Source organism: Rhizosphaericola mali (assembly GCF_004337365.2).
In the GTDB taxonomy this organism is placed as follows: Bacteria; Bacteroidota; Bacteroidia; order Chitinophagales; family Chitinophagaceae; genus Rhizosphaericola; species Rhizosphaericola mali.
This window is the reverse complement of record NZ_CP044016.1, coordinates 3,082,818-3,105,659: the sequence shown is the minus strand read 5'-3', so window position 1 is coordinate 3,105,659 and position 22,842 is coordinate 3,082,818. Positions and strand designations below refer to the sequence as shown.

The 22,842-nt window shown below is 34.2% G+C and carries 17 protein-coding genes; 16 read left to right on the top strand and 1 reads right to left on the bottom strand.

Annotated elements, in window-relative coordinates; all coding sequences use genetic code 11:
• Nucleotides 1-8: 8 nt before the first annotated feature.
• The 9 genes from pdxH (at nt 9) to E0W69_RS13325 (ending at nt 15,422) form a co-directional block, all read left to right on the top strand.
• Entirely contained in the window at nt 9-641 is a 633-nt protein-coding gene (gene pdxH, locus E0W69_RS13365) for a pyridoxamine 5'-phosphate oxidase (protein WP_131330552.1), read from the top strand.
• Nucleotides 642-662: 21 nt separating this feature from the next.
• On the top strand, nt 663-3,491 hold the full coding sequence (locus E0W69_RS13360) for a ligand-binding sensor domain-containing protein (RefSeq protein ID WP_131330551.1): 2,829 nt from the start codon (nt 663-665) through the stop codon (nt 3,489-3,491).
• Between the two features lie 325 nt (nt 3,492-3,816).
• Nucleotides 3,817-6,846 carry a SusC/RagA family TonB-linked outer membrane protein gene (locus E0W69_RS13355; RefSeq protein ID WP_131330550.1) on the top strand — a complete coding sequence of 1,010 codons (3,030 nt, stop codon included), beginning with the start codon at nt 3,817-3,819 and terminating at the stop codon, nt 6,844-6,846.
• Nucleotides 6,847-6,865: 19 nt separating this feature from the next.
• Nucleotides 6,866-8,362 (top strand): RagB/SusD family nutrient uptake outer membrane protein, encoded by a 1,497-nt coding sequence (locus E0W69_RS13350; RefSeq protein ID WP_131330549.1) that lies wholly within the window; start codon nt 6,866-6,868, stop codon nt 8,360-8,362.
• A gap of 82 nt (nt 8,363-8,444) precedes the next feature.
• Complete coding sequence (locus E0W69_RS13345) at nt 8,445-9,770, top strand: glucoamylase family protein (RefSeq protein WP_131330548.1); 1,326 nt, start codon at nt 8,445-8,447, stop codon at nt 9,768-9,770.
• 79 nt (nt 9,771-9,849) lie between these two features.
• The gene (locus E0W69_RS13340) at nt 9,850-10,518 is read left to right on the top strand and encodes a GDSL-type esterase/lipase family protein (protein ID WP_131330547.1); all 669 of its coding nucleotides are present in this window, start codon (nt 9,850-9,852) and stop codon (nt 10,516-10,518) included.
• Nucleotides 10,519-10,528: 10 nt separating this feature from the next.
• Nucleotides 10,529-12,811 (top strand): beta-glucosidase BglX, encoded by a 2,283-nt coding sequence (gene bglX, locus E0W69_RS13335; protein WP_131330546.1) that lies wholly within the window; start codon nt 10,529-10,531, stop codon nt 12,809-12,811.
• Between the two features lie 105 nt (nt 12,812-12,916).
• Nucleotides 12,917-14,482, top strand: coding sequence for a M20/M25/M40 family metallo-hydrolase (locus E0W69_RS13330; RefSeq protein ID WP_131330545.1), 1,566 nt, complete (start codon nt 12,917-12,919; stop codon nt 14,480-14,482).
• A gap of 49 nt (nt 14,483-14,531) precedes the next feature.
• The gene (locus E0W69_RS13325; protein WP_131330544.1) at nt 14,532-15,422 is read left to right on the top strand and encodes a TIGR01777 family oxidoreductase; all 891 of its coding nucleotides are present in this window, start codon (nt 14,532-14,534) and stop codon (nt 15,420-15,422) included.
• Here E0W69_RS13325 and E0W69_RS13320 read toward each other — a convergent pair.
• Nucleotides 15,419-16,063 (bottom strand): hypothetical protein, encoded by a 645-nt coding sequence (locus E0W69_RS13320; RefSeq protein ID WP_131330543.1) that lies wholly within the window; start codon nt 16,061-16,063, stop codon nt 15,419-15,421. The two genes, E0W69_RS13325 and E0W69_RS13320, sit on opposite strands and share 4 nt — an antisense overlap.
• A gap of 159 nt (nt 16,064-16,222) precedes the next feature.
• On the opposite strand from E0W69_RS13320, the gene E0W69_RS13315 reads away from it, so the two are divergent.
• The 7 genes from E0W69_RS13315 (at nt 16,223) to dnaG (ending at nt 22,838) form a co-directional block, all read left to right on the top strand.
• Entirely contained in the window at nt 16,223-17,026 is an 804-nt protein-coding gene (locus E0W69_RS13315) for a glycoside hydrolase family 16 protein (protein ID WP_191967843.1), read from the top strand.
• A 55-nt stretch (nt 17,027-17,081) separates the two neighbouring features.
• A complete protein-coding gene (locus tag E0W69_RS13310; RefSeq protein WP_131330541.1) occupies nt 17,082-17,600 on the top strand; it encodes a shikimate kinase in 519 nt (172 codons plus the stop codon).
• A 2-nt stretch (nt 17,601-17,602) separates the two neighbouring features.
• Nucleotides 17,603-18,019, top strand: a complete 417-nt coding sequence (locus E0W69_RS13305; RefSeq protein WP_131330540.1) for a DUF423 domain-containing protein — start codon at nt 17,603-17,605, stop codon at nt 18,017-18,019.
• A gap of 105 nt (nt 18,020-18,124) precedes the next feature.
• Entirely contained in the window at nt 18,125-18,658 is a 534-nt protein-coding gene (locus E0W69_RS13300) for a hypothetical protein (RefSeq protein ID WP_131330539.1), read from the top strand.
• 60 nt (nt 18,659-18,718) lie between these two features.
• Entirely contained in the window at nt 18,719-19,264 is a 546-nt protein-coding gene (locus E0W69_RS13295) for an RNA polymerase sigma factor (RefSeq protein ID WP_191967842.1), read from the top strand.
• Entirely contained in the window at nt 19,254-20,879 is a 1,626-nt protein-coding gene (locus tag E0W69_RS13290; protein ID WP_131330537.1) for a hypothetical protein, read from the top strand. The genes E0W69_RS13295 and E0W69_RS13290 overlap by 11 nt, the downstream gene beginning before the upstream one ends.
• Before the next feature lie 24 nt (nt 20,880-20,903).
• The gene (gene dnaG, locus E0W69_RS13285) at nt 20,904-22,838 is read left to right on the top strand and encodes a DNA primase (protein ID WP_131330536.1); all 1,935 of its coding nucleotides are present in this window, start codon (nt 20,904-20,906) and stop codon (nt 22,836-22,838) included.
• Nucleotides 22,839-22,842 lie beyond the last annotated feature (4 nt).

The following is a 22,842-nucleotide window of genomic DNA, read 5'->3' as shown; positions in this document are numbered from 1 at the left end:
TTTGGGTTATGGATATTGGAAATATAAGGACAGATTATCAATTGAAAGTATTAGAGGAAAAAGATGTAAAATCAAATCCTTTTGATATGTTTCAAATATGGTGGGAAGATGCTGTTAAAAGTCAAATTGAAGAAGTAAATGCGATTACATTGGCAACTGTGGATGCAAACAATTTACCAGATGCACGTATTGTATTATTGAAAGATTATGATAAAGAAGGTTTTCATTTTTTCACGAATTATGAAAGCCAAAAAGGAAAAGAACTTGCTGTGAATCCTAATGCTGCTTTGGTATTTTTTTGGAAAGAATTACAAAGGCAAATAAGAATTATCGGAAAAGTCGTAAAAACAACTCCAGAAGAAAGTGATCAATATTTCCATTCTCGTCCATTAGGCAGTCAGATCGGTGCTTGGTGTTCTCCTCAAAGTTCAGTGATAGCCTCGCGCGCAATTTTGGAACACAATCAAGAAAAATATTCTTTAGAATTTGGGAAAAATATACCTAGACCAGACAATTGGGGTGGTTATAAAGTCATTCCATTTCAATTTGAATTTTGGCAAGGACGTCATAGTAGATTGCATGACAGATTTAAATACATATTGAAAGAAGGCGTTTGGCAAGTGGATCGATTGGCTCCCTAATTCTGTAAATTTTTTAGTTATATGAAAAAAAACATCCAAATATTCTTATTTGTGATGGCTTTTGTGTTGAATTCTGTTGCTGCACAAAATTTGTCTTCATTTACACCACAAATTATTAATTTTTATAAGTCCCAGTATGGTGCATCTAATCAAAATTGGGCTGTTGATCAAACAAAAGATGGAGCTATTGTCGTTGGTAATAATAAAGGATTGCTTATTGCAAATGCAGGAGAGTGGCATTTATATGAATTACCAGGACAAAAGATTGTTCGTTGTGTCGCTGCGGCTAAGGACGGACGGATCTACACAGGGGCATATGGCGAATTTGGATATTGGTCCAAAGTTGGTTATGGAGACTGGCAATACACTTCACTTAACAAATTGATAAAAGATAAAAGATTTGAAAGAGATGAGTTTTGGAAAATCTTACTAGCAAAGGATGGTAATGTATATTTTCAATCTTTTGGCGCTTTATATAAATATCAAAATAACAAAATTACGTCTATTCCTATACCTGGAAATATCATGTACTTGTTTGAAGTCAACGATGAGTTATATTTTCAAGTGTTAGGGAAGGGATTATATCGATTGAGAAATAATCTATCAGAGCCTCTGGTCTTGGATGATCGCCTAACAAATGATGAAATTATTTCTATTTTGCCAGCACCTGAATACGGTATCATGGTCGGGACCGTGCATTATGGCTTATTCAGATTTTGGAATGGACAATTCACCCCTTTATTTCCCCATTTAACAGCCTATTTATCGAGAAATCAACTCAATGCAGGTGCTGTGATTAATAAAAATAGTTATGCATTTGGAACGATTGAAAATGGAATTCTGCAGATAGATGCACAAGGAAATATTTTAAATATTTTCAATCAACATCAAGGACTTCAGAATAATACAATTCTTGGATTAAATACAGATAATATTGGTAATCTTTGGTGTGCCATGGACAAGGGCTTTGCAGAGATTGCATTACATTCCCCATTTAGATATTTTAAAGATTTAGGAGGTGATTTTGGATCAGTCTATTCAGGGGTAATTTTTCAAAATCAATTGTATATAGGAACGAATCAAGGTCTATTTTATAGAAATCTAAATGGTCAAGAGGAGGATTTTCAACGTATATCTGGTTTAGATGGGCAGATTTGGAATCTTTCCGTAATAGATGGGCAACTATTCTGTGGTCATAACAAAGGAACCTGTTTAATTGAAAATCATCAACCAATCGTGCTATCCGATATAAGTGGAGGGACGCATATTGCATTCCCACAAAACAATGATTCTGTATTATTACAAGGAACCTATGTTGGTTTAGCTGTGTTTAAAAAAAATCGAAATCAATGGTCTTTTTCAAATATAGTGAAGGGCACAGAGTTTATTCCTATTAACGATTGGTTACAAGATTCAACGGGAAGATTTTGGATATCACATATGTATAAAGGAATCTATTTAGCAGAAATAAGTAAGGATTATACATCTGTAAAGACGATAAAAGATTTATCACATGCAGTAGGTCTTAATCCAAAATATAAGGAGTGGTTGTTTTCTTATCAGGGAAATATATTGTTGACTTCTGGAGACGGAATATATCAGCCAAGATTGATTCATCAAAATATTTATTTTGAGCGAGATGTACAGTTAGAAAAGAAATTTGCTCCAATATACAATGCAAAAAAAATATTTTATGCCAATCATACCTATTGGGGGGTATTTGATGATAATGTAGTGAGAATCGTCAGTGGTGATTTTTCGAAAAATTATACCTACAATTTTAAAGACTTTTCACTTGTTGGTGGATATGAAAATATAGTTCCCTTAACTGATCAAACAGTATTGTTATGTGGAGAGAATGGCTTTGCAATGTATGATTCTGACAAATTTTCGAATCATGGGAACGCTTCTTTTAAACTCAATAATTTTTATTATTTGGAAAATGGTCGTTTAAAAGCGGTTAATTGGGATGGTAAAGTTCCGCTGAGTCTATCTTATAATCATAATGATCTAAGCTTTTCTGTGGATTTTCCGATATATGATCGTGAGGTATTATTTCAATTTCGTCTAAATAGAAATGGTACAATAGGCAGCTGGTCCAATTGGACAAAAATAGGAACTCAAAATTATACTAATCTGAATGCTGGCGATTACACAATAGAAGCAAAGAATAATATAACCAATCAGATCATTACATATGATTTTCATATTAAAGATCCGTGGTATTGGAATCTATTAGCTAAAATTACTTATGTAATAATCGGATTGTTGATTCTTTATTCTATAAGAAAAAGAATCGAGCAAAGACATGCCAACGCATTGCAAAAAAAGCAACGTGAAATGGATGAAAAATTACGTTTGCAAAAATTGGAACATGAGCATCAGTTACTTGTAACAAAACAAGATGTCCTACAAAAAGAAGTGGAGGTGCGCAGTGAAGATTTGGCTAATAGTGCCAATGAATTGATCAAACGAAAACGTCTTTTAAATAAGATGCATAATGAATTGGAGAAAATTAATGATGTAAATACCAATAATAATAATATTAAAAAATTATCGAAAGAATTAGATCGACAATTACAATTAGATAAACAAGAATCACGATTATTTGAAAAAGGATTCAATACCATCCATGATCAATTTTTTCAAAAATTATTAACCCAATTTCCTGATCTGACTCCTGCTGACTTAAAACTTGCAGCCTATCTTAGGATGAATATGGGTTCTAAAGAAATCGCACCATTATTAAACATAACGATCAGAGGAGTAGAGCTAAAACGCTACCGTCTTCGCAAAAAACTGCAGTTAAATGCAGATTCCAATCTAAATGAATTCATGATGAAGTTTTAAAATCTCATTTCCTTAAATGTTAAATTGGGTGAAAGATTTTGCGTATTTATCTAAACTTTATAACTAACAGTCGTAAGTATATTTTATTTCCTAAAATTAAATGTAAAATTAAGTAAATCAATTATTTAAATATTAAATTAATATTTAATGATGTGGTATTGATGTGTTATAAAATATCTATTTACTCGTTTAAATAAAAATAAACATTTGTTAGTAATTTAAGAATCCTTTTACATTTGCTTATGAAATTTTAAGTCTTAGATAAGCTTATATTCTTTTTCTTTTAGACTTCGATTTTGCAAATTTTAAATTTAATAATGTCTGTATGAAAAGATTACATTTTGTATTTCTCTTCTTTTTTGCGCCATTGTGTCTATTTGCCCAAAAACAATTTTCTGGGACAATTTTAGATTCAGCGACAAAATCTCCTATTTCGGATGTGATCATTAAGATCCAAGGAAAATCAAAAGGCACAACTTCTGATTCGCTGGGTAATTTTATGATTTCAGCTACGGCTGGCGATGTTTTGAATATTTCTTCTAATGGTTATAGCACAGCTCATGTAACCTTGGGTGATAATAATAATATCAGCGTATTATTAGGAGCTAGTGTTAATACAACTTTAGATCAAGTGGTCGTGGTTGGTTACGGTACACAACGTAAAGTAGATGTAACGGGTTCTGTGGTTCAAATAAAAGGTGCAGAATTAGCCAAACAAGGTGTAGTGAATCCTGTAAGTGGTTTACAAGGTAAGGTTCCAGGAGTAAATATTACGAATACAGGTACGCCAGGATCGTCTCCTCAAATTAATATTCGTGGTGTTGGATCTTACTCTTCTAATACTGCACCTCTATATGTTGTTGATGGAGTATGGTTAACGGATATTAGCTATTTAAATCCAAATGATATTGAAAGCATGAGTATCTTAAAGGATGCATCTAGCGAATCAATTTATGGAGTAAGAGGCGCGAATGGTGTTGTTTTGATTACTACTAAGAAAGGATCAAGACGAGGTCTTACTGTAAATTACAATGGATCTGTCGGCGTGCAGATAGCTAATCATTTTCCTAAAATGGCTAATGGTTATGAGTATGCTACAATGATCAACGAATTAACAAGATTGACAGGAGGAACTAGCGTATTAGATTCTTCTCAATTTGGAACCGGAACAAACTGGTTTGATGTGGCCTCTCGCAAGGCGATTATAACAAGCCATCAAGTATCTGTAAGTGGAGGTTCTGATAAATCTACATATAATTTGTCTTTGGGTTATTTAAATCAAGATGGAATATTAAAGACCAATACTTATAAAAGATATACCTTAAGTTTCAGTAATGATATTAATTTGACTAATAATATCAAAACTGGTTATAATATTATTGGTACTTATAGCAAATCTTTTGATCCTCCAGCTAATATTTGGAGAGGATTATATACAGCACCTCCAATTATTAATCCTAAAAATGCTGATGGTACCTATGGTGACCCTACACAATATGGTTTAGGGTCTGCAGTAAGCAATCCACAAGCAACTTTAGATTATAATCATGCCACTACACAAAATTATCATATCAATGGTAATATGTACTTGGATATCAGCTTCTTAAAGCATTTCAAATGGCACAGTAGTATAGGTGGAATTTATGATAATACTGAAACCCAAACCTTTGTACCTATTTATCAAGCAACGGTAAATCAATATAGTGCGCATACCACTTTGACAGATGGTAAATTAAATACTAAAAACTGGATTGTAGAAAATACGTTGACATATGAAAATAAATGGGGTGATCATAGATTTACAGGATTGTTAGGTCAGACGGCTTATAAAAATAATTATGGAGAATCTTATACTACAGGATCTGATGGAACCATTACAAATGATCCAGCTACTTGGTATTTTACATCTGCAACGCCAGGTACAACGTATAATGTGACACCAACAAATCCACAAACCTACCCAGCTCAAGAAAAAGTGAGTAGTTATTTTGGTAGGATGTCTTATTCTTATAAAAATAAATACACATTTAATGGAACTTTACGTGCTGATGCAAGTAGCAAATTTACAGCTAATTCAGGTAGAGCATGGTTGCCATCTTTTGGTGCTGCATGGGTAGTATCGAATGAAGGATTTATGGCTAATCAAAAAATATTTGATGCGTTAAAATTGAAAGCAAGTTGGGGTGAAGTTGGTAATAGTGGTGTTCCCGCTTATGTAGCTACTCAACAAGGAACCAGTACTGGTAGTGTTATCTATGGTAATTCTGGGAATATTTCTTCTAGCCAAAGTGTTGCATCTATCGTGCCTAATCCTTTAAAATGGGAGAAAAGTATAGGTACTGATATAGGTATCGAAGCCGCATTTTTACAAAATCGTTTGACATTTGAAGCAGATTATTATAATAAAAAGACAAAAGATTTTGTATTTCCAGTACCTGTATTAGGCACAAATGGCACAGCTGCGTCTACCATATTAACCAATGTAGGTGATATGGTAAATAAAGGATTTGAAGTTGCATTAAATTGGAAAGATAATATTGATGAAAATTGGTCCTACAATATTGGTGTAAATGCATCTCAGAATACTAACAAATTTACCTATAGTCGCCTTGAAAATGGTTTCGTTTATGGAGGAAATGTATCTACTGGTGGTCAACAAGGAACATTGACAACTGTCGGACATCCAGTCGGTGCATTCTATGGTTATAAAGTGATTGGTATATTTCAAACTCAAGCAGAAGTAAATTCTTACACGGATGCTAATGGTAATTTATATCAACCAGATGCAAAACCGGGTGATTTTAAATATGAAAGTTTTACTAAAAATGGAGCTATTAGTGGAAATGATAGAACATTCATTGGTAATCCAAATCCTAAATATTATTATGGAATTAACATGGGATTGAGGTTTAAGTCTTTTGATTTGGCTCTTGACTTTAATGGTGTTGCAGATGTAGATGTTTATAATGCTAACAAAGGTTACAGATACGGTAATGAAAACTTCACGGAAAAATTCTATAATGAAAGATGGCATGGTGAAGGTACATCTAACACAAATCCATCCGTAAATATTGGAGGTAATCAAAACTATTATGCAAATTCTTGGTATGTTGAAAGTGGCGCTTATTTCAGATTGAGAAATGCACAATTAGGTTACACATTACCTCATGAATTGACAGAAAAATGGAAAATCCAAAATTTGAGATTCTATGCAAATGCACAAAATCCATTTACAATTACTAAATATACAGGATTTACCCCAGAAGTAGGTGGTTTGCCAGGTTCAATGGGTATTGATTACAATACTTATCCTTTGTATGCAACCTATACAATTGGTGTTAACTTAACATTTTAATGTCAAAAAAACTTAGTAAATGAAAAATCTAAATATCAACATCTCAAAATATAAATACGCTGTAATTGGTTTTGCTGTTACCGGTATGATAGCTAGCTGTTCGAAAAGCTTTACAGATGCTTCTTCAAATTTATTAGGACAACCAGCAGCAACTACTTTATGGCAAACCTCTTCAGATGCTGAGAAAGCGGTGAATTCTATCTATGGAAATCTTAGAAGCTACGCTAATCTTGGTTTCCCTGCGATAGCAATAGAGTGCACAGGTTCTGATGATGAAGATAAGGGAAGTGTAGCTAGTGATGCTACTTATTTAAATCAGTATAACAATTATACCGTTACTGCTTCAGAAGGCCAGTTGAGTGGTTTTTGGGTAGGTCAATATCAGAATATCAATTTTTGTAATCAAGTATTGGATCATGTCGATACTATGTCTACAGTCACAGATGCAAATAAATCTAGATTTTTAGCTGAGGCTAGATTTGTTAGAGCCTGGTCGTATTTCAGATTGGTTAGAGCTTTTGGTCGTGTTCCTTTAATTTTACACGTGCCATTAACTTCAGATGAACAAAATCCTTCTCAGTCAACTGCTGCAATAGTTTATGATTCAATTGAAAATGATTTGAATATTGCCGCAGCTGATTTACCTGTTTCTGTATCTGCAGATCAAAAAGGACGAGCTACGAGTGGCGCTGCATTAGCATTACATGCTAAAGTGGCAATGTATTTACAAAAATGGCAAGATGTATTAACGTATACCAATACTATAATAAATAGTGGCCAATATTCCTTATTTAGTGATTATTACCAACAGTTTAGAATTGCTAATGAAAATAACTCTGAATCTATATTTGAAGTACAATGTAACTATGTTTTAAATAATTCAGATTTAAGCAATAGTCAATATTCTCAGATTCAAGGTGATCGTGACGCGAGTGTTGGTTGGGGATTTAACGTGCCTACTTTAAATTTGGTAAATGAATTTGAAACTGGTGATCCAAGATTGACGGGAACCGTAATGATGGCAGGTACAGTTACTCCAAGCGGGGATAGCGTTCCAAATGCTGCGGCTGGAGCGCCTACTCGTTACAATATGAAAACATACGTTCCATTTGCTATTGCGAAAGCGACTAATTCTGGTGCAGATCAGAACTATAGAGCTTTCAGATATTCTGATGTTTTATTGATGAATGCAGAGGCCAATAATGAATTAGGAAATACTGCTGCCGCTTTAGCATCATTGGAAAAAGTAAGAGCTAGAGCACGTGGAACAAGCACTACTATTTTACCTCAAGTAACTACAACAGATCAAACAACCCTAAGAACAGCAATCTGGCATGAAAGACGTGTAGAATTGGCAATGGAAAATGATCGTTATTTTGACGTAATTCGTCAAGGAAGAGGTACTGCTGTATTTGGCCCTAATGGTTGGAAAGCTGGTAAGAATGAGGTTTGGCCTATACCTCAATTACAAATTGATAATAGTGGTGGTGTATTAACTCAAAATTCTGGTTACTAAATTTTAATTTATAACAACAAACAACTAAAACTACCGACGAAAAAACTAAGTATTCTCGGTAGTTTTTTATTAATGATTTGTCATGATACATAAATATTTCAAAATTATAGTAGCGCTTTTAATAAGCTCAGTGAGTATTTTAAACTTAAATGCTCAATCTAGAAATGATCGACTTTTGGATAAAGTTGAACGTCAAACTTTTGAATATTTTTGGTCTGGAGCAGAGCCCAATAGTGGTTTGGCTAGAGAGCGAATCAATATGGATGATATTTATCCAGAAAATGACAAAAATGTGGTTACTACTGGTGGTAGTGGATTTGGTTTGATGGCACTAGTGGCCGGATTAGATCGAGGATATATTTCAAAAAAAGAAGGGCGAGACCGATTCTACAAAATATTACATTTTTTGGAAAATGCAGATCGATTTCATGGGGCTTGGCCGCATTGGATGTATGGCGAAACTGGTAAAGTAAAGCCATTTGGAAATAATGATAATGGTGGAGATTTAGTAGAAACCTCATTTCTTTTACAAGGTTTATTAGCTGTAAGAGAATACTATAAATTAGAAAATAATTCAGATACTTTTATCGTAAATACAATCAACCGACTATGGGAAGAGGTAGACTTTAATTGGTATCGTAATAATAAAAATGTTTTGTATTGGCATTGGAGTCCAGACAAACAATGGATTATGAATTTTCCAATACATGGATTTAATGAATGTTTGATCATGTATGTTTTAGGTGCATCTTCCTCGAAACATGCAATAAGTTTAACTGATTACAATGATGGTTGGGCGGAGAATGGAGCAATTAAAAAAGTGACCAACTATAAAAAAGATACTTTATTTGCACATATGCAAGGCAATCCGCCTTATGGAGGTCCTTTATTTTGGACCCATTATTCTTTTCTTGGACTAAATCCAAGAGGATTGAAAGATGCTTTTATTGACTATGGGGAAAATAATATCACTATGTCAAAAATTAATTACCAATGGTGTGTAGATAATCCAAAAGAATATAAAGGATATAGTGCTAGTAATTGGGGATTGACAGCGAGCTACTCTGTGGCAGGTTATGCAGCTCATGCGCCAAATTTGAATGACGATTTAGGTGTTATTTCGCCTACCGCCGCAATATCATCTATTGTTTATACGCCAAAAGAAAGCATTACCGCTATTAATTATTGGAATGCAAAATTGAAAGATAAGGTTTGGGGAAAATATGGGTTTTATGACGCATTTAGTATAAATGATGATTGGTATCCACAAAAATATTTGGCAATTGATCAAGGGCCGGAAGTTGTAATGATAGAGAACTATAGAAGTGGTCTATTATGGAAATTATTTATGGCTGCACCTGAAGTAAAAGATGGTTTAGATAAACTAGGTTTTACTTATAAAAAATAGAGCAATTATTTTTCTTATTTACAACTACTATTTAGGTAAGTAGGTATATTAATTGCTAATATTGTTCAAAATTATTAAAATGAAAAAAATCTTATTGTTATTAAACATTTGCATTTTTATTTTAGGAAAAGAAATACATGCGCAGACCAATTTTCCTTATTATCAAGATATTCAAGAGTTTAAGAAAAAGGATAGTTTAAAATTTCCACCAAAGAATGGTATTCTATTTATCGGAAGTTCCACATTTACCAAATGGAAAGATGTCCAAGCATATTTTCCTGGTTATAGTATTATTAATAGAGGTTTTGGTGGGTCAACTTTATTAGATGAGATTAGATATGTACCTGACATAGTATATCCTTATCATCCAAGACAAGTAATTATATATTGTGGTGATAATGATTTTGCATTTTCTGACACTGTTACATCGGCAGATGTTTTGAACCGATTTAAAATTTTATTTGAATTAATAAGAAAAGAATATCCAGCAATTCCTGTCGACTATATCTCTATAAAATATAGTCCAAGTAGAGAAAAGCTTTGGAATAAAATGAAATCTGCTAATAGACTTATTTCCAACTATTTGAAAACTCAAATCCATGCAGAATATATCGATATAGATCCTGTAATGCTGGATGCAAATAAAAAAATAAATAAAAGTTTATATCTAGACGACATGCTACATATGAAACCTGAAGGGTATAGACTATGGGAAAAGGTAATTAAGCCTTATTTAATTAAAGATTAATTTTCACAATATGAGATTAAAACAATGGATTGTATTGTCCTCAATTGTAGGATGTGTTTCTAGTTTGAATGCGCAGCAAAACGAGATGAATAAATTTGTCTCAAATTTGATGTCCAAAATGACAACTGATGAAAAAATTGGTCAGCTCAATCAGGAAGCAGTTTCTGATGGGGTGTTAACTGGTTCTATAGTCCAAGGGGGTGTCGATGAAAAAATTAAAAAAGGACAAGTTGGTAGTACTTTCGGTATTTGGGGCGCTTCTAAGTTGCGACGTCTTCAAGAGATGGCTGTTAATAATTCACGTCTGCATATACCATTATTATTTGGTTTAGATGTAATACATGGACATCGTACACTGTTTCCTATCCCACTAGGGATCTCAACTAGTTGGGATTTGAATTTAATCCAACAATCTGCACACTATGCGGCAAAAGAAGCAACTGCTGACGGATTGAAATGGGTATTCTCACCTATGGTGGATATCGCTAGAGATCCAAGATGGGGACGCGTATCTGAAGGTTCTGGAGAAGATCCTTATTTGGGGTCGTTGATTGCGAAAGCAATGATCAAAGGTTATCAAGGAAATTCTTTGGCAGATACGATGAATGTATTGGCTTGTATTAAACATTTCGCACTATATGGTGGCGCAGAAGCGGGTAGAGAATACAATACAGTTGATATGAGTTTGATCAAAATGTATGAGTATTACTTTCCTCCTTATAAAGCTGCTGTCGATGCTGGTGCCGCATCAGTGATGACTTCTTTTAATGATTTGAATGGTGTTCCATCAACAGCCAATAGATGGTTATTGACAGATGTATTGAGAAAACAATGGGGATTTAATGGTTTGGTTGTTACCGACTATACAGCGGTGAGTGAATTGATCGCACATGGTATCGGAAAGGATTTACAAGAAGTTTCTGCTAAATCATTAGCTGCTGGAACGGACATGGATATGGTTTCTGAAGGATTTTTAAATACTTTGGGTAAATCATTAAAAGAAGGTAAAATCACGATTGCTCAAATTGATTCTGCCTGTAAAAGGGTTCTAGAAGCTAAATACAAAGCTGGACTATTCAAAAATCCTTATGCTGGATTGGATAGTAATCGTTATGAAAAAGAAATTTTAACGAAAGAAAATCGTGCATTTGCAAGAAAATTAGCTTCGCATAGTATGGTGCTTTTGAAAAATGAAAATCAAATTTTACCATTGCAAAAAAAAGGTACAATTGCATTAGTTGGTCCACTAGCGGATAGTCGTAGAAATATGTTGGGGACTTGGAGTGTGTCTGGTGAGTGGGATAAAGCGGTGACAGTAAAAGAGGGTATTGAAAATGCGGTTGATGGAAAGGCTAAAATCATTTATGCAAAAGGGGCAAATATATCAGATGATACTTTGTTCAATCAAAAAGTAAATGTTTTCGGTGAAGAAATTTCTATAGACGAGAAATCTCCAGAAACTTTAATTAAAGAAGCCGTGGATGCTGCTAATAATTCTGATGTAGTAGTTGCTGTTGTCGGTGAAGCAGCTGATATGACTGGCGAATCTTCTAGTCGTTCGCATATTGATATTCCTGAAAGTCAAGCAAAACTGTTACGAGCATTGGTTGCAACGGGTAAACCTGTGGTAGCTGTTTTGTTTAATGGTCGACCTCTGACTTTAGATTGGGAAAAAGAGCATTTGACTGGGATTTTGGATGCTTGGTTTGGTGGGACAGAAGGAGGTAATGCAATTGCAGATATCTTATTTGGAGACTATAATCCTTCTGGTAAATTGACTATGACATTTCCAAGAAATGTGGGTCAAATTCCAATATACTATAATCACAAAAATACGGGCAGACCTTATGTTGAAGGTGGTCCTACTAAATTCAAATCCGATTATTTAGACGTTCCAAATACGCCGTTGTATCCTTTCGGATATGGATTGAGTTACACAACATTTGCATACGATGCACCAACGATAAGTAATACGCATCCAAAAGGAAATGCACCTGTTAAGTTGAGCGTTAAGGTTTCTAATACAGGAAAATATGCCGGAGAAGAAACTGTTCAATTATACATTTCCGATCCTGTTGCGAGTGTGACTAGAAGCGTAGAAGATCTAAAAGGTTTTCAAAAAGTATATCTAAATCCTGGAGAATCTAAAGTTGTTAATTTTATTATCGATACAGAATCACTTAAGTTTTATAATGCTAATTTGAAATATGATTGGGAACCTGGCGAATTTACCTTTCGTGTAGGTACCAATTCCGAAGATACGAAAGCGGTAACCGTTCATTGGGATAAATAGAAGTGAAATTTTAATCTTATATATAGGGGATACATTTGTATTCCCTATTTTCATTATGGAGAATAACCGTTATTTTTGAATAACTATTTACACAAATTTTAAACTATGCTTTATCTGAAATTGAGACAAAAAAAATGGCTCTTAATTGCCGGCTTTTCTTTTATTGGGAGTGGGATTTTTGCCCAGAAGTCTGTTATTGATCAAATGATTCAAGAGGAGTACAAGGATTCTCAATTACCATTATTGGGACATGAGTTGTTGGATGGAATTGGTTCTCGTCTAGTGGGCTCTCCGCAAATGAAGAAGGCACATGATTGGGCGGTTGCAAAATATGCAAGTTGGGATATTTCTGCTAAAAATGAACAATGGGGTGTTTGGAGAGGCTGGGAGAGGGGGATTTCCCATATTGATATGACGGCTCCTTGGGTACGCTCTTTAGAGGGAACACAATTGGCTTGGAGTCCATCTACGAAAGGCAAAACAATACACGGAGAAGTGATTATTTTACCACATTTTAAAGATTCTATAGAATTTAAAGCATGGCTTCCAAAAGTTAAGGGAAAAATGGTAATGATTTCTTATTCTCAACCAACGGGAAGACCTGACTATAATTGGGAAAAATTTTCATTAACACCTTCATTTGAAAAAATGAAAGCAGAGCGTAAAGCGGGGCAAGAAGAATGGACTGAAAGAATCAAAGCATCCGGATTTACTGCTAAAACATTACCTTCTATTTTGGAAAAAAGTGGAGCGATCGCAATTCTAACCAATCTTTGGTCACAAGGTTTTGGCGTAGATAAGATTTTCGGTGCTAATACTAAATTAATTCCAACAGTGGATCTTTCATTAGAAGATTATGGTTTAGTTTATCGATTGGCAAGTTCTGGTAATGCACCATCATTGAATATCAAAACCGATTCTAAAGAAACAGGCATCCAACCCACATTTAATACGATCGCAACTATAAAAGGTAGTGAAAAGCCAAATGAGTATGTCGTCTTGTCTGCGCATTTTGATTCTTGGGATGGAGCGACAGGCGCAACGGATAACGGTACTGGTACGCTTGTGATGATGGAGGCAATGAGATTGTTAAAAAAATATTATCCGCATCCCAAAAGAACTATTATAGTCGGTCACTGGGGAAGTGAAGAAGAGGGCTTAAATGGTTCACGTTCTTTTGTAAAAGATCATCCAGAAGTGGTTGAAGGTTTACAAGTGGCATTAAACCAAGATAATGGTACTGGGCGTATTGTAAATATCGGCGGACAAGGATTTGTGCAAAGTGAAAAATTTTTAACTAAATGGTTGGCTGCTGTTCCTGATACAATAAAAGATACGTTACACACCTCTTTCCCAGGAACGCCGAGTGGTGGTGGTTCTGATAATGCTTCATTTGTAGCTGCTGGTGCACCAGGTATTTCTTTAGGATCTCTTAGTTGGGATTATTTTTCCTATACATGGCATACTAATAGGGATACTTATGATAAAATAGTATTTGATGATGTAAAAAGAAATGTGTTGATTACAGCAATTTTGGCTTATGAAGCATCGGAAGATTCAGAGAAATTTACACACGAAAAAATTGCTGGACCATTTAAAAATGGACGTAACGGAAAAGAGGAATCCTGGCCGGAAGCTAAAGACGGTATTCGAAAAGGTGGATTAGATTAATATTTATAAAAGGAAGTTTTTTGACTTCCTTTTTTTAATTTTATGGTAAATGAAAAATATATTATTAACAGGAGCAACCGGATTTATTGGCAAAGAATTGGTTCGACAAATTTTGCAAAAATATACTAATGCTCATTTACATATATTGACTAGAAAAAAACAGTCAAGTTCCAGTCCACAAATTAGCTACTACACTTGGGATATTGCAAAACAATTGATTGATAAGGATTTGCCAAAAGAAATTGACGCAGTGATTCATCTCGCGGGAGCTAATATTGCAGAAAAAAAATGGACGGAAAAACGTAAGAAAGAATTGATCAATAGTCGGGTGAAAAGCACAGAATTATTGGTAAAATGGATTGATGAAAATTCAATTACAGCTAAAACATTTATTTCTGCTTCCGCCATTGGTTTCTATGGTGAAGGTTCAATAGATCAAATATTTACTGAAAAAGATTTTAGTGGTAATGATTTTTTGGCAGAACTATGTAAAAAATGGGAAGATGCGAGTACGCAGTTGAAAGAAAAAAATATTAGAGTTATTTATATTCGTACAGGTTTGGTTTTGCATCCTGAAGGTGGTATGTGGAAAGAATTATCGACTGCATTCAAACTACATGTTGTTCCCAAATTTGGGAATGGAAAGCAAATCTACAGTTGGATAAGTTTGGATGATTTGATTCGCATTTATCTTTTTTCCTTAGAAAATACAGACGTTGTTGGCGCAGTGAACGCAGTAGCACCAAATCCTTTATCTCAGCTTGAATTATCAAAAAAGCTAATTGAAAAAACAACAAATAAATTTATAGTATTCCCGATTCCTGCTTTTCTTTTAAAAATAATGCTTGGCGAGTTGTCAATTGAACTGTTGAAAAATGCAAATATAAGTTCACGGAAAATTCAAAATCTTGGTTTCAATTTTGAACAAGAAATGCCTTAGTACCCAGTATTACCGGTTCGAACTTTAATTTTCTTTTTACCCGAATTTTCCTTTTCGTATTGCAATACTTGTTTGGGAATAATTTTTTTTGGAGTTGAGGTAGAGTCTTTAGCTACGGTTTTCACCGTTTTATTAGCCAATGGTGCATCACTTTTTAAATCGCCCAATACGTATTCTTCCTTGCGTTGAATCATTTTCCCACCTGGATAATAATATATCCATGTGCCATGTTTTACGGTCGTTCCTTCAATCTTGACACGTTTTAGTTCAACTTTATTTGGATCGTTAATATCATATACTTCAATTGTATCATATTCTTGTTTGGGATTATGCGCTAGCCAACTTTCTTTTCTGACTAATCCTTCTAAGTCATAATATTTACTTACTCCATTTTTATTTCCAAATTTATATTGCTCGATTGCTAATGTATCGCCCATAGAGCTCATGGTGTACCAGACCCCTTCCTTTTTACCATCTTTGAAATATCCATCTTCCTGATATCCATCTTCTCCATATTTTTCGGGCATATTGATATGCCAATGCCCTTGTTTTTGTCCCTCGGCATCGGTTTGATTTTGCGCGAATGAAGATGAGGAAATTATCAAAATTGATAGTATAGAAAAATATATTTTGAATTGCATAATTGTAATATTTAAACAAACATAAAACGATTGCCTTCAATAATCGTACTAATTTTCAGCAGAAATTAATATTTTTAATAAATACTAAATATATTCCTGATGAAATCTTGCATTCCAATTGTTATATGTAAAAAGCATTTTTTTATAAGTTTAGTTCTAATGAGTTTTTTTTCAAATGCTTTATTTGCTCAAAACTCTAATAAAATTGCATCGTTCGATGGGTACAAACTTGTATGGAATGATGAGTTTGATATAAATGGTAAACCAGATAGTAAAAAATGGGATTATGAAATTGGTTTTATACGCAACAAAGAACCGCAATGGTATCAACCAGAAAATGCATTTTGTAAAGATGGCTTACTTCATATTGTAGCAAAAAAGGAAGAAAAGGAGAATCCCAATTATGATGCATCCAGCAAGGATTGGACAAAAAATAGAGCAACTGCACATTACACATCCTCATGCCTAATTTCAAAAGGAAAATTTGAATTTAAATATGGGAAAATTGTCATGCGAGGCAAGATTGATACGAAAAAAGGTATGTGGCCAGCGTTTTGGTTATTAGGTTCTAATCGTGGTCCAGTGCATTGGCCAGCTTGTGGAGAGGTGGATATTATGGAGTATTATCGTAATAATTTATTGGGAAATATTTTTTGGGATGGAGGGATGAAAGATACGCATATTCCATTGGCGCAATTGGGGGACAATAAATGGTCTGATGATTTTCATGAATGGATTTTGGATTGGTCAAAAGATGAAATGGTGATTACCGTAGATGGTAGAGAAGTTAATAAATTTGATCTGACCAAAACAATTAATAAATCAATGGGAAATAATCCATTTAATGAGGATATGTACATGCTTTTAAATTTGGCATTGGGGCAAGCTGGCGAACAAATTCCGGATGAAAATTTACCTGCGAGTTTTTTGGTGGATTATGTCCGAGTATATCAAGCACTTTAAGCGCAATTTATTAAAAAATAATACGTAACTATGCCATTGATTTTAACTGAATAAAATGCGGATTTTTTTATTAGGAATGATGGGTTGCGGTAAAAGTTATTGGGGAAAAGTTTTGTCCAAGCATTTTTCTTTGCCATTTTTCGATTTAGATTACGAGATTGAATTTGATCAAAATAGAACCATCGGTCAGATATTTGAAACGGAAGGCGAAACATATTTCAGGAATTTGGAGACGGAAATATTGAAAAGATTCGAAAAAAAAGATGATTTTATTTTGGCGTTGGGAGGAGGTACTCCATGTTTCAACAATAATATAGAATGGGTGTCTAAAATGGGAGAATCAATTTGGATAAATGAAAGTCCCGAAACGATAAGGGAAAGATTGTTGCCGGAAAGAGCGCATCGTCCGTTATTAAAATCGTTAACAGACGAAAGTTTGTTACAATTTTTAAAGGATAAAATTGCAGAGCGCACACCATTTTATACCAAAGCTAAATTTATTGTGAGTGGTTCGCCGATTACCACAGAGAATTTTATGTTTATTGAAAATATTTTGGATAAAAAAAGGAAGTAATAATGTATCATAAAGTAATTCGCTACTCCAGTTTTTTGGGGGCATTGACGGTTGCATTAGGTGCTTTTGGGGCACATGGTTTGAAAAAAATTGTACCACAGTTTGCTGTAGATATATTTGAAACGGGTGTTCGTTATCAGTTTTATCACGTTTTTGCTTTGTTGATTGCAGGATACTTATATTCAAAATATTCCAATAAATTGATTTTTACAGCGATCGTACTATTTATTACGGGAATTATCTTATTTAGCGGTTCCTTGTATATAATGACATTTATTATGGGTAGGGGGATACAAGGCTATGAATGGATTGGGCCGATTACTCCAGTAGGAGGTTTGGCATTTATTGTAGGCTGGATATTTTTAGGATTAGGAGTCTCTTCCAGTAAAAAGAATAAATATAAATCGCATCACAGTTAAATTATTTATTTTTATAAGAATATTTAATTTATTCCAACGTTTTTACAACAGTAATCGTATTATAAATAGAAGGACATAGAGATATGTTATTTCAAAACAGACAAAATGAAATTTTTTAATAAATTTTTACTCATCGGTTTTTTCGGTTTATCCTGTATGCTGTTAGCTGCATCTTGTGATAAATCTAATTCATCTTTGGCATTGCCAAATATGATGCAGTATGTGCAGAGTAATGATTGGCGTATAGATTCTATTATTTTCATCTCGACTAGTGGAGATGATTCTATATTGAATATGGGTACAACTCCTGGATTGGTAACATCCTCTGTCAAATTTTATAATAATTCAGATACTTCATTCGTGTTTGAAGATAGCGAGACTCCAAGTCTTGCTGGTCCAGATGGATCTACGGATTTGTTTGTTTACAATTATGGGAAATGGAGTCTTAATGCGGCGCAAGATTCGATCTCTATTTATAGCAAATCTGTAAAGGCTACAGATTCTACATATTATTCTGCCAATTGGCGCATATTAGATACAACTCAAAGTCGTTTAGTGATTTCTTACATTGACACAGTGCCGTTGACAAGACAGACCTATTCAAAAAGAGTCATTTTTGCGAAAAATACATTTCAGTAAAGTTTGAAATGGTGGTGTGCTAATTGTGTTGGCATTTAGACTCGGATTGAATTCAATTTTTTGGAAAAAAGCGAATTAAAAGATATTATACTAAGATGCTCAAAGAATGACCGTATAGCTCAAGAAAAGTTATATAGGTCATTTTTTGGGCTTTTTTATACCATAGCCAAAGATTATGTTGCGGATCATGAACTTGTAACCGAAATTATCAACCAAGCATTCTTAAAAATATTTGTAAATATTGCCACTTTTGACGAAAAAAAAGGTCCTTTTGAAGGTTGGAGCAAACGAATTCTCCAAAATGTCTGTATAGATATATATAGAAGAGAAAAAAATCGTCCTTTTACAGAAGAAATATCAGATGAAAGTGCTCAGGGTTATTTTAATGAACAAACACATTCTACGATTTTTAATGAAGATATGGCGAAAGTATTCCAGCAGTTACCGGATATGACCAGAAAGGTTTGTCAAATGTATCTTGTCGAAGGTTACCCGCATAAGGAAATCGGTGAGGTTCTGGGCTTGAGTGAAAGTACTTCAAGATGGCATTTGATGGAGGGAAAGAAAAAATTGAGAGAGCTGTTGAAAGATAAATATGGAGAATAAAAAAGAACCATATCATCCAAACGACTTATCCAACTTAGAGAATTTGGGTTGGGAAAGTATGCGACAAATGTTGGATCAACAAATGCCTGTCCAAGAAGAGGATAAGCCTAAAGTGATTCCAATATTTTGGCGTTGGATGGCTGCTGCAGTAATTTTATTAATGCTGGGTATTGGATATTATTTGTTTTCGGGTAATGAAATTGAGAAAATCAATAATAAATTAGCGGTTCAAAATAAATCTCATCAAGATTCTTCTATCGAGATAAATAAGACCACAGTTATTAATAATTTGAAGCAAGAAAATGATATTTCAGATCGAAAGGCAAGGTCTTTAAGTGATAATGTTGCTGAAAATCAAAATATTGGACAGGAAAATACAATAGCTAGAAGTGGTAATTTGTCCATAAAAAATTCAATGGGAAATTCAAATGCAGAATTACATGGCAATTCTGCTATAAGATTAAATGCTTCCCAATTTATTAATCAACAAGATTCTGGCTCCGTTACTATTGCAATGGGACAGCAAAGAAAATTTGCCAAAAAGAATATGGTTGGTTTGAGTGCACCACTTCCTGCTAATGCCAATAGTATAGATGTTGATAATGGGACGTCCAAATTGATGATTGCATCCACGCCAATTATTCATTCTGATAAAATTAAAACAGATAAATCGATTAAAGAAGAGAACGATCTAGCTTCATTAAGCGGAAATGATTTTTCGAAATTCAGAGCTAAAATGAATGAAGCAATCAAAGAAGATACCTCCTCTTCCTCAATTGCAAAAGATAATAATGAGGATCCTTCAAAAAAAATGGATTCTGCTTCGATAGCTTTGAATAATAAAAAATTAGAAGAATTAATCAAAGCGCAAGAAGAAAATGATGCGAAAGAAAAAGCTAAACAAAAGAAAAATGTTCAATTGGCTTTATTGCTAAATAGGAATGTTTCTGATAAAAATATTTCTAGTGGTAATCAATTATACGATCTACCAGTTTATCCGGCAGTAACGGCCTCTTTAAAAATTACGAAAAAAATTGGAATTAGTTCAGGTGTTTCTGTTAGTGCTCCAGGTAACTTAACCAATGGCGCCCAAAATACAACTACTACCTATACGTCGACGTTATATGCAGCACCAGCGGCTGCTAATAATGGTGCATTTACAGGAACTGTAATAACACAACCCGTTGCAGGAATTAATGCGGTTAATAGCACTACAGGAACTTTGAAATTGGAATCCGATAATTATGTCGGTGCTGTTAGACAAGCATACTATTGGCAAATCCCGATAATGGTGGACTTTTTTCCTATTAATAATTTGAGATTGTCAGCGGGTACAGATTTATCATTCATACAAAAAGTATTGGTAGCAGACGGTGTATCTACAGATGGTAGTTTGCAAAGTTTGTCTGCATATAATAACGAAAGTAGTTATTCGCAAATGCGAGGATTTGATCCAAGATTGTCCATCGGAGCGCAATATCAATTGAAAAAGGTAATGTTAGGCGCCAAATTTTCTCGTTCATTTCAACCGGCATTACAATTTACCAATGGCATTTTACCCAATCAAAATAACCAAATATTTAATTTCTCTCTTGGGTATCGATTATTTCAATAAAAAAATGCGGAACTTTGTTTTAGCATGATTTCTCCACAGACGATACAACAGATTACCAATCGGATTGACATTATTGATGTAATAGGTGAATTTATAAAATTGAAAAAGCGCGGTGCCAATTATTTGGGATTGTGTCCTTTTCATGGAGAAAAATCTCCTTCATTTACCGTTTCTCCAGCTAAAGAAATCTACAAATGTTTTGGTTGTGGCAAGAGTGGTAATACGATCAGTTTTTTGATGGATCATGAGCATATCTCTTATGTTGAAGCATTGCGTTGGTTGGCCAATCGATATAATATTGAGATTGAAGAGACGGAAGTCAGTGATGAGGTAAGAGAAGCGCGCCAATTATCCGAAAGTTTATTTATCGCCAATCAATACGCACAAAAATTCTTTACGGAGCAATTAAAGGAAACGGAAGAAGGCAATGATATTGCCATGTCTTATCTCTATGAGCGTGGATTTACCGACGATATTATTGAAAAATTTCAGATAGGCTATAATCCACAAGATCGAGATATTTTTTTTCGTGAGGCGGTAAAAAATCAATATAACCCAGACATTTTATTAAAAACAGGATTGGTAACGCAACGTTATGGCGATGCGTATGTCGATAATTATCGCGGCCGTATTATTTTTCCTGTACATAATCCTACAGGTAAAATTTTGGGATTTGGTGCACGCGTTATCGGAAAACCGCCCGCCAACGCACCCAAATATATCAATACCCCTGAAAATGAAATCTATGTAAAAAGTAAAATTTTATATGGTATTTATTTTTCACGTCAAGCGATTGATCGTCAAGACGAATGTTATCTGGTAGAGGGTTATACCGATGTGATTAGCCTATATCAAGCGGGCGTGGAAAATGTTGTTTCCAGCGGTGGTACGTCTTTGACACAAGATCAATTGCGTTTAATTCAGAAATATACCAACAATCTGACGATCATTTACGATGGTGATGCAGCAGGTATCAAGGCGGCACTTCGTGGGATTGATATGGCGATTGAGCAAGGTCTGAATGTACATTTAGTCTTGATTCCTGATAAGGAAGATCCGGATAGTTATGTAAAAAAAGTCGGTGCGGAGGATTTTCGCGCATTTGTCAATGAGAATAAGAAGGACATTATCTTATTCCAATTGGATGTGATGATGAAGGATGCAGGTAGTGATTTGAATAAAAAAAATGAAGTCGTTAATCACATCGCAGAGACCTTAAGTAAAATTGACAAAACAGAAGATTTTACCAAACAACAAGATTATATCCGTAAATGCTCGGAATTATTAAAAATTGATGAAGGTGGTTTGACGACTTTGGTCAATAAATATAAACGAGATAAATATCTAAAAGAAGAACGTCGCTACGAGCAAAAAGGTAGTGAAGCGCAGGAAGAAGAAGTGGCAATGCCTGGTTTGGATAGTGAGATTGTTCTTTCCAATAAGGATTTTAATCAAGAAAAAAATCTCATTCGTGTATTGTTGGAATATGGTTTGAATGAATGGGAAAACAATGTTTCAGTTGCGTCATTTATTGAAGAGCAAGTAGAAACTTTTGGTTGGGAAAATGTAGGATTTGAAGAACTTTTCAATGTATATATCCAAGAGTATAATGCAGGAAAAGAACCGACAGTTAAAACATTGCTTTATTATCCCAATGATAATATCAATAAAACAATCGTGGATGCGACGCTTTTTCCATACGAATTAAGTTCGCGTTTTACGGAAAAACAAGGGGTTAGTTTGACGCCACAAGCGACAGATGTTTGGAGGGAAGATGTCAATAAAACGGTTATTTTTTACAAAATCCGAAAAATAAAAAACCTTTTACAAGAAGCAGAATCCGCCTTGCAAAAAGACCAATCTTTTGATGAACAGATTATTATCATGAAAGTGTATAAACAATTGAAAGATCAAGAAGATTTTTTATCCAAACAAATAGGATCTGTGATAATTAAATAATTGA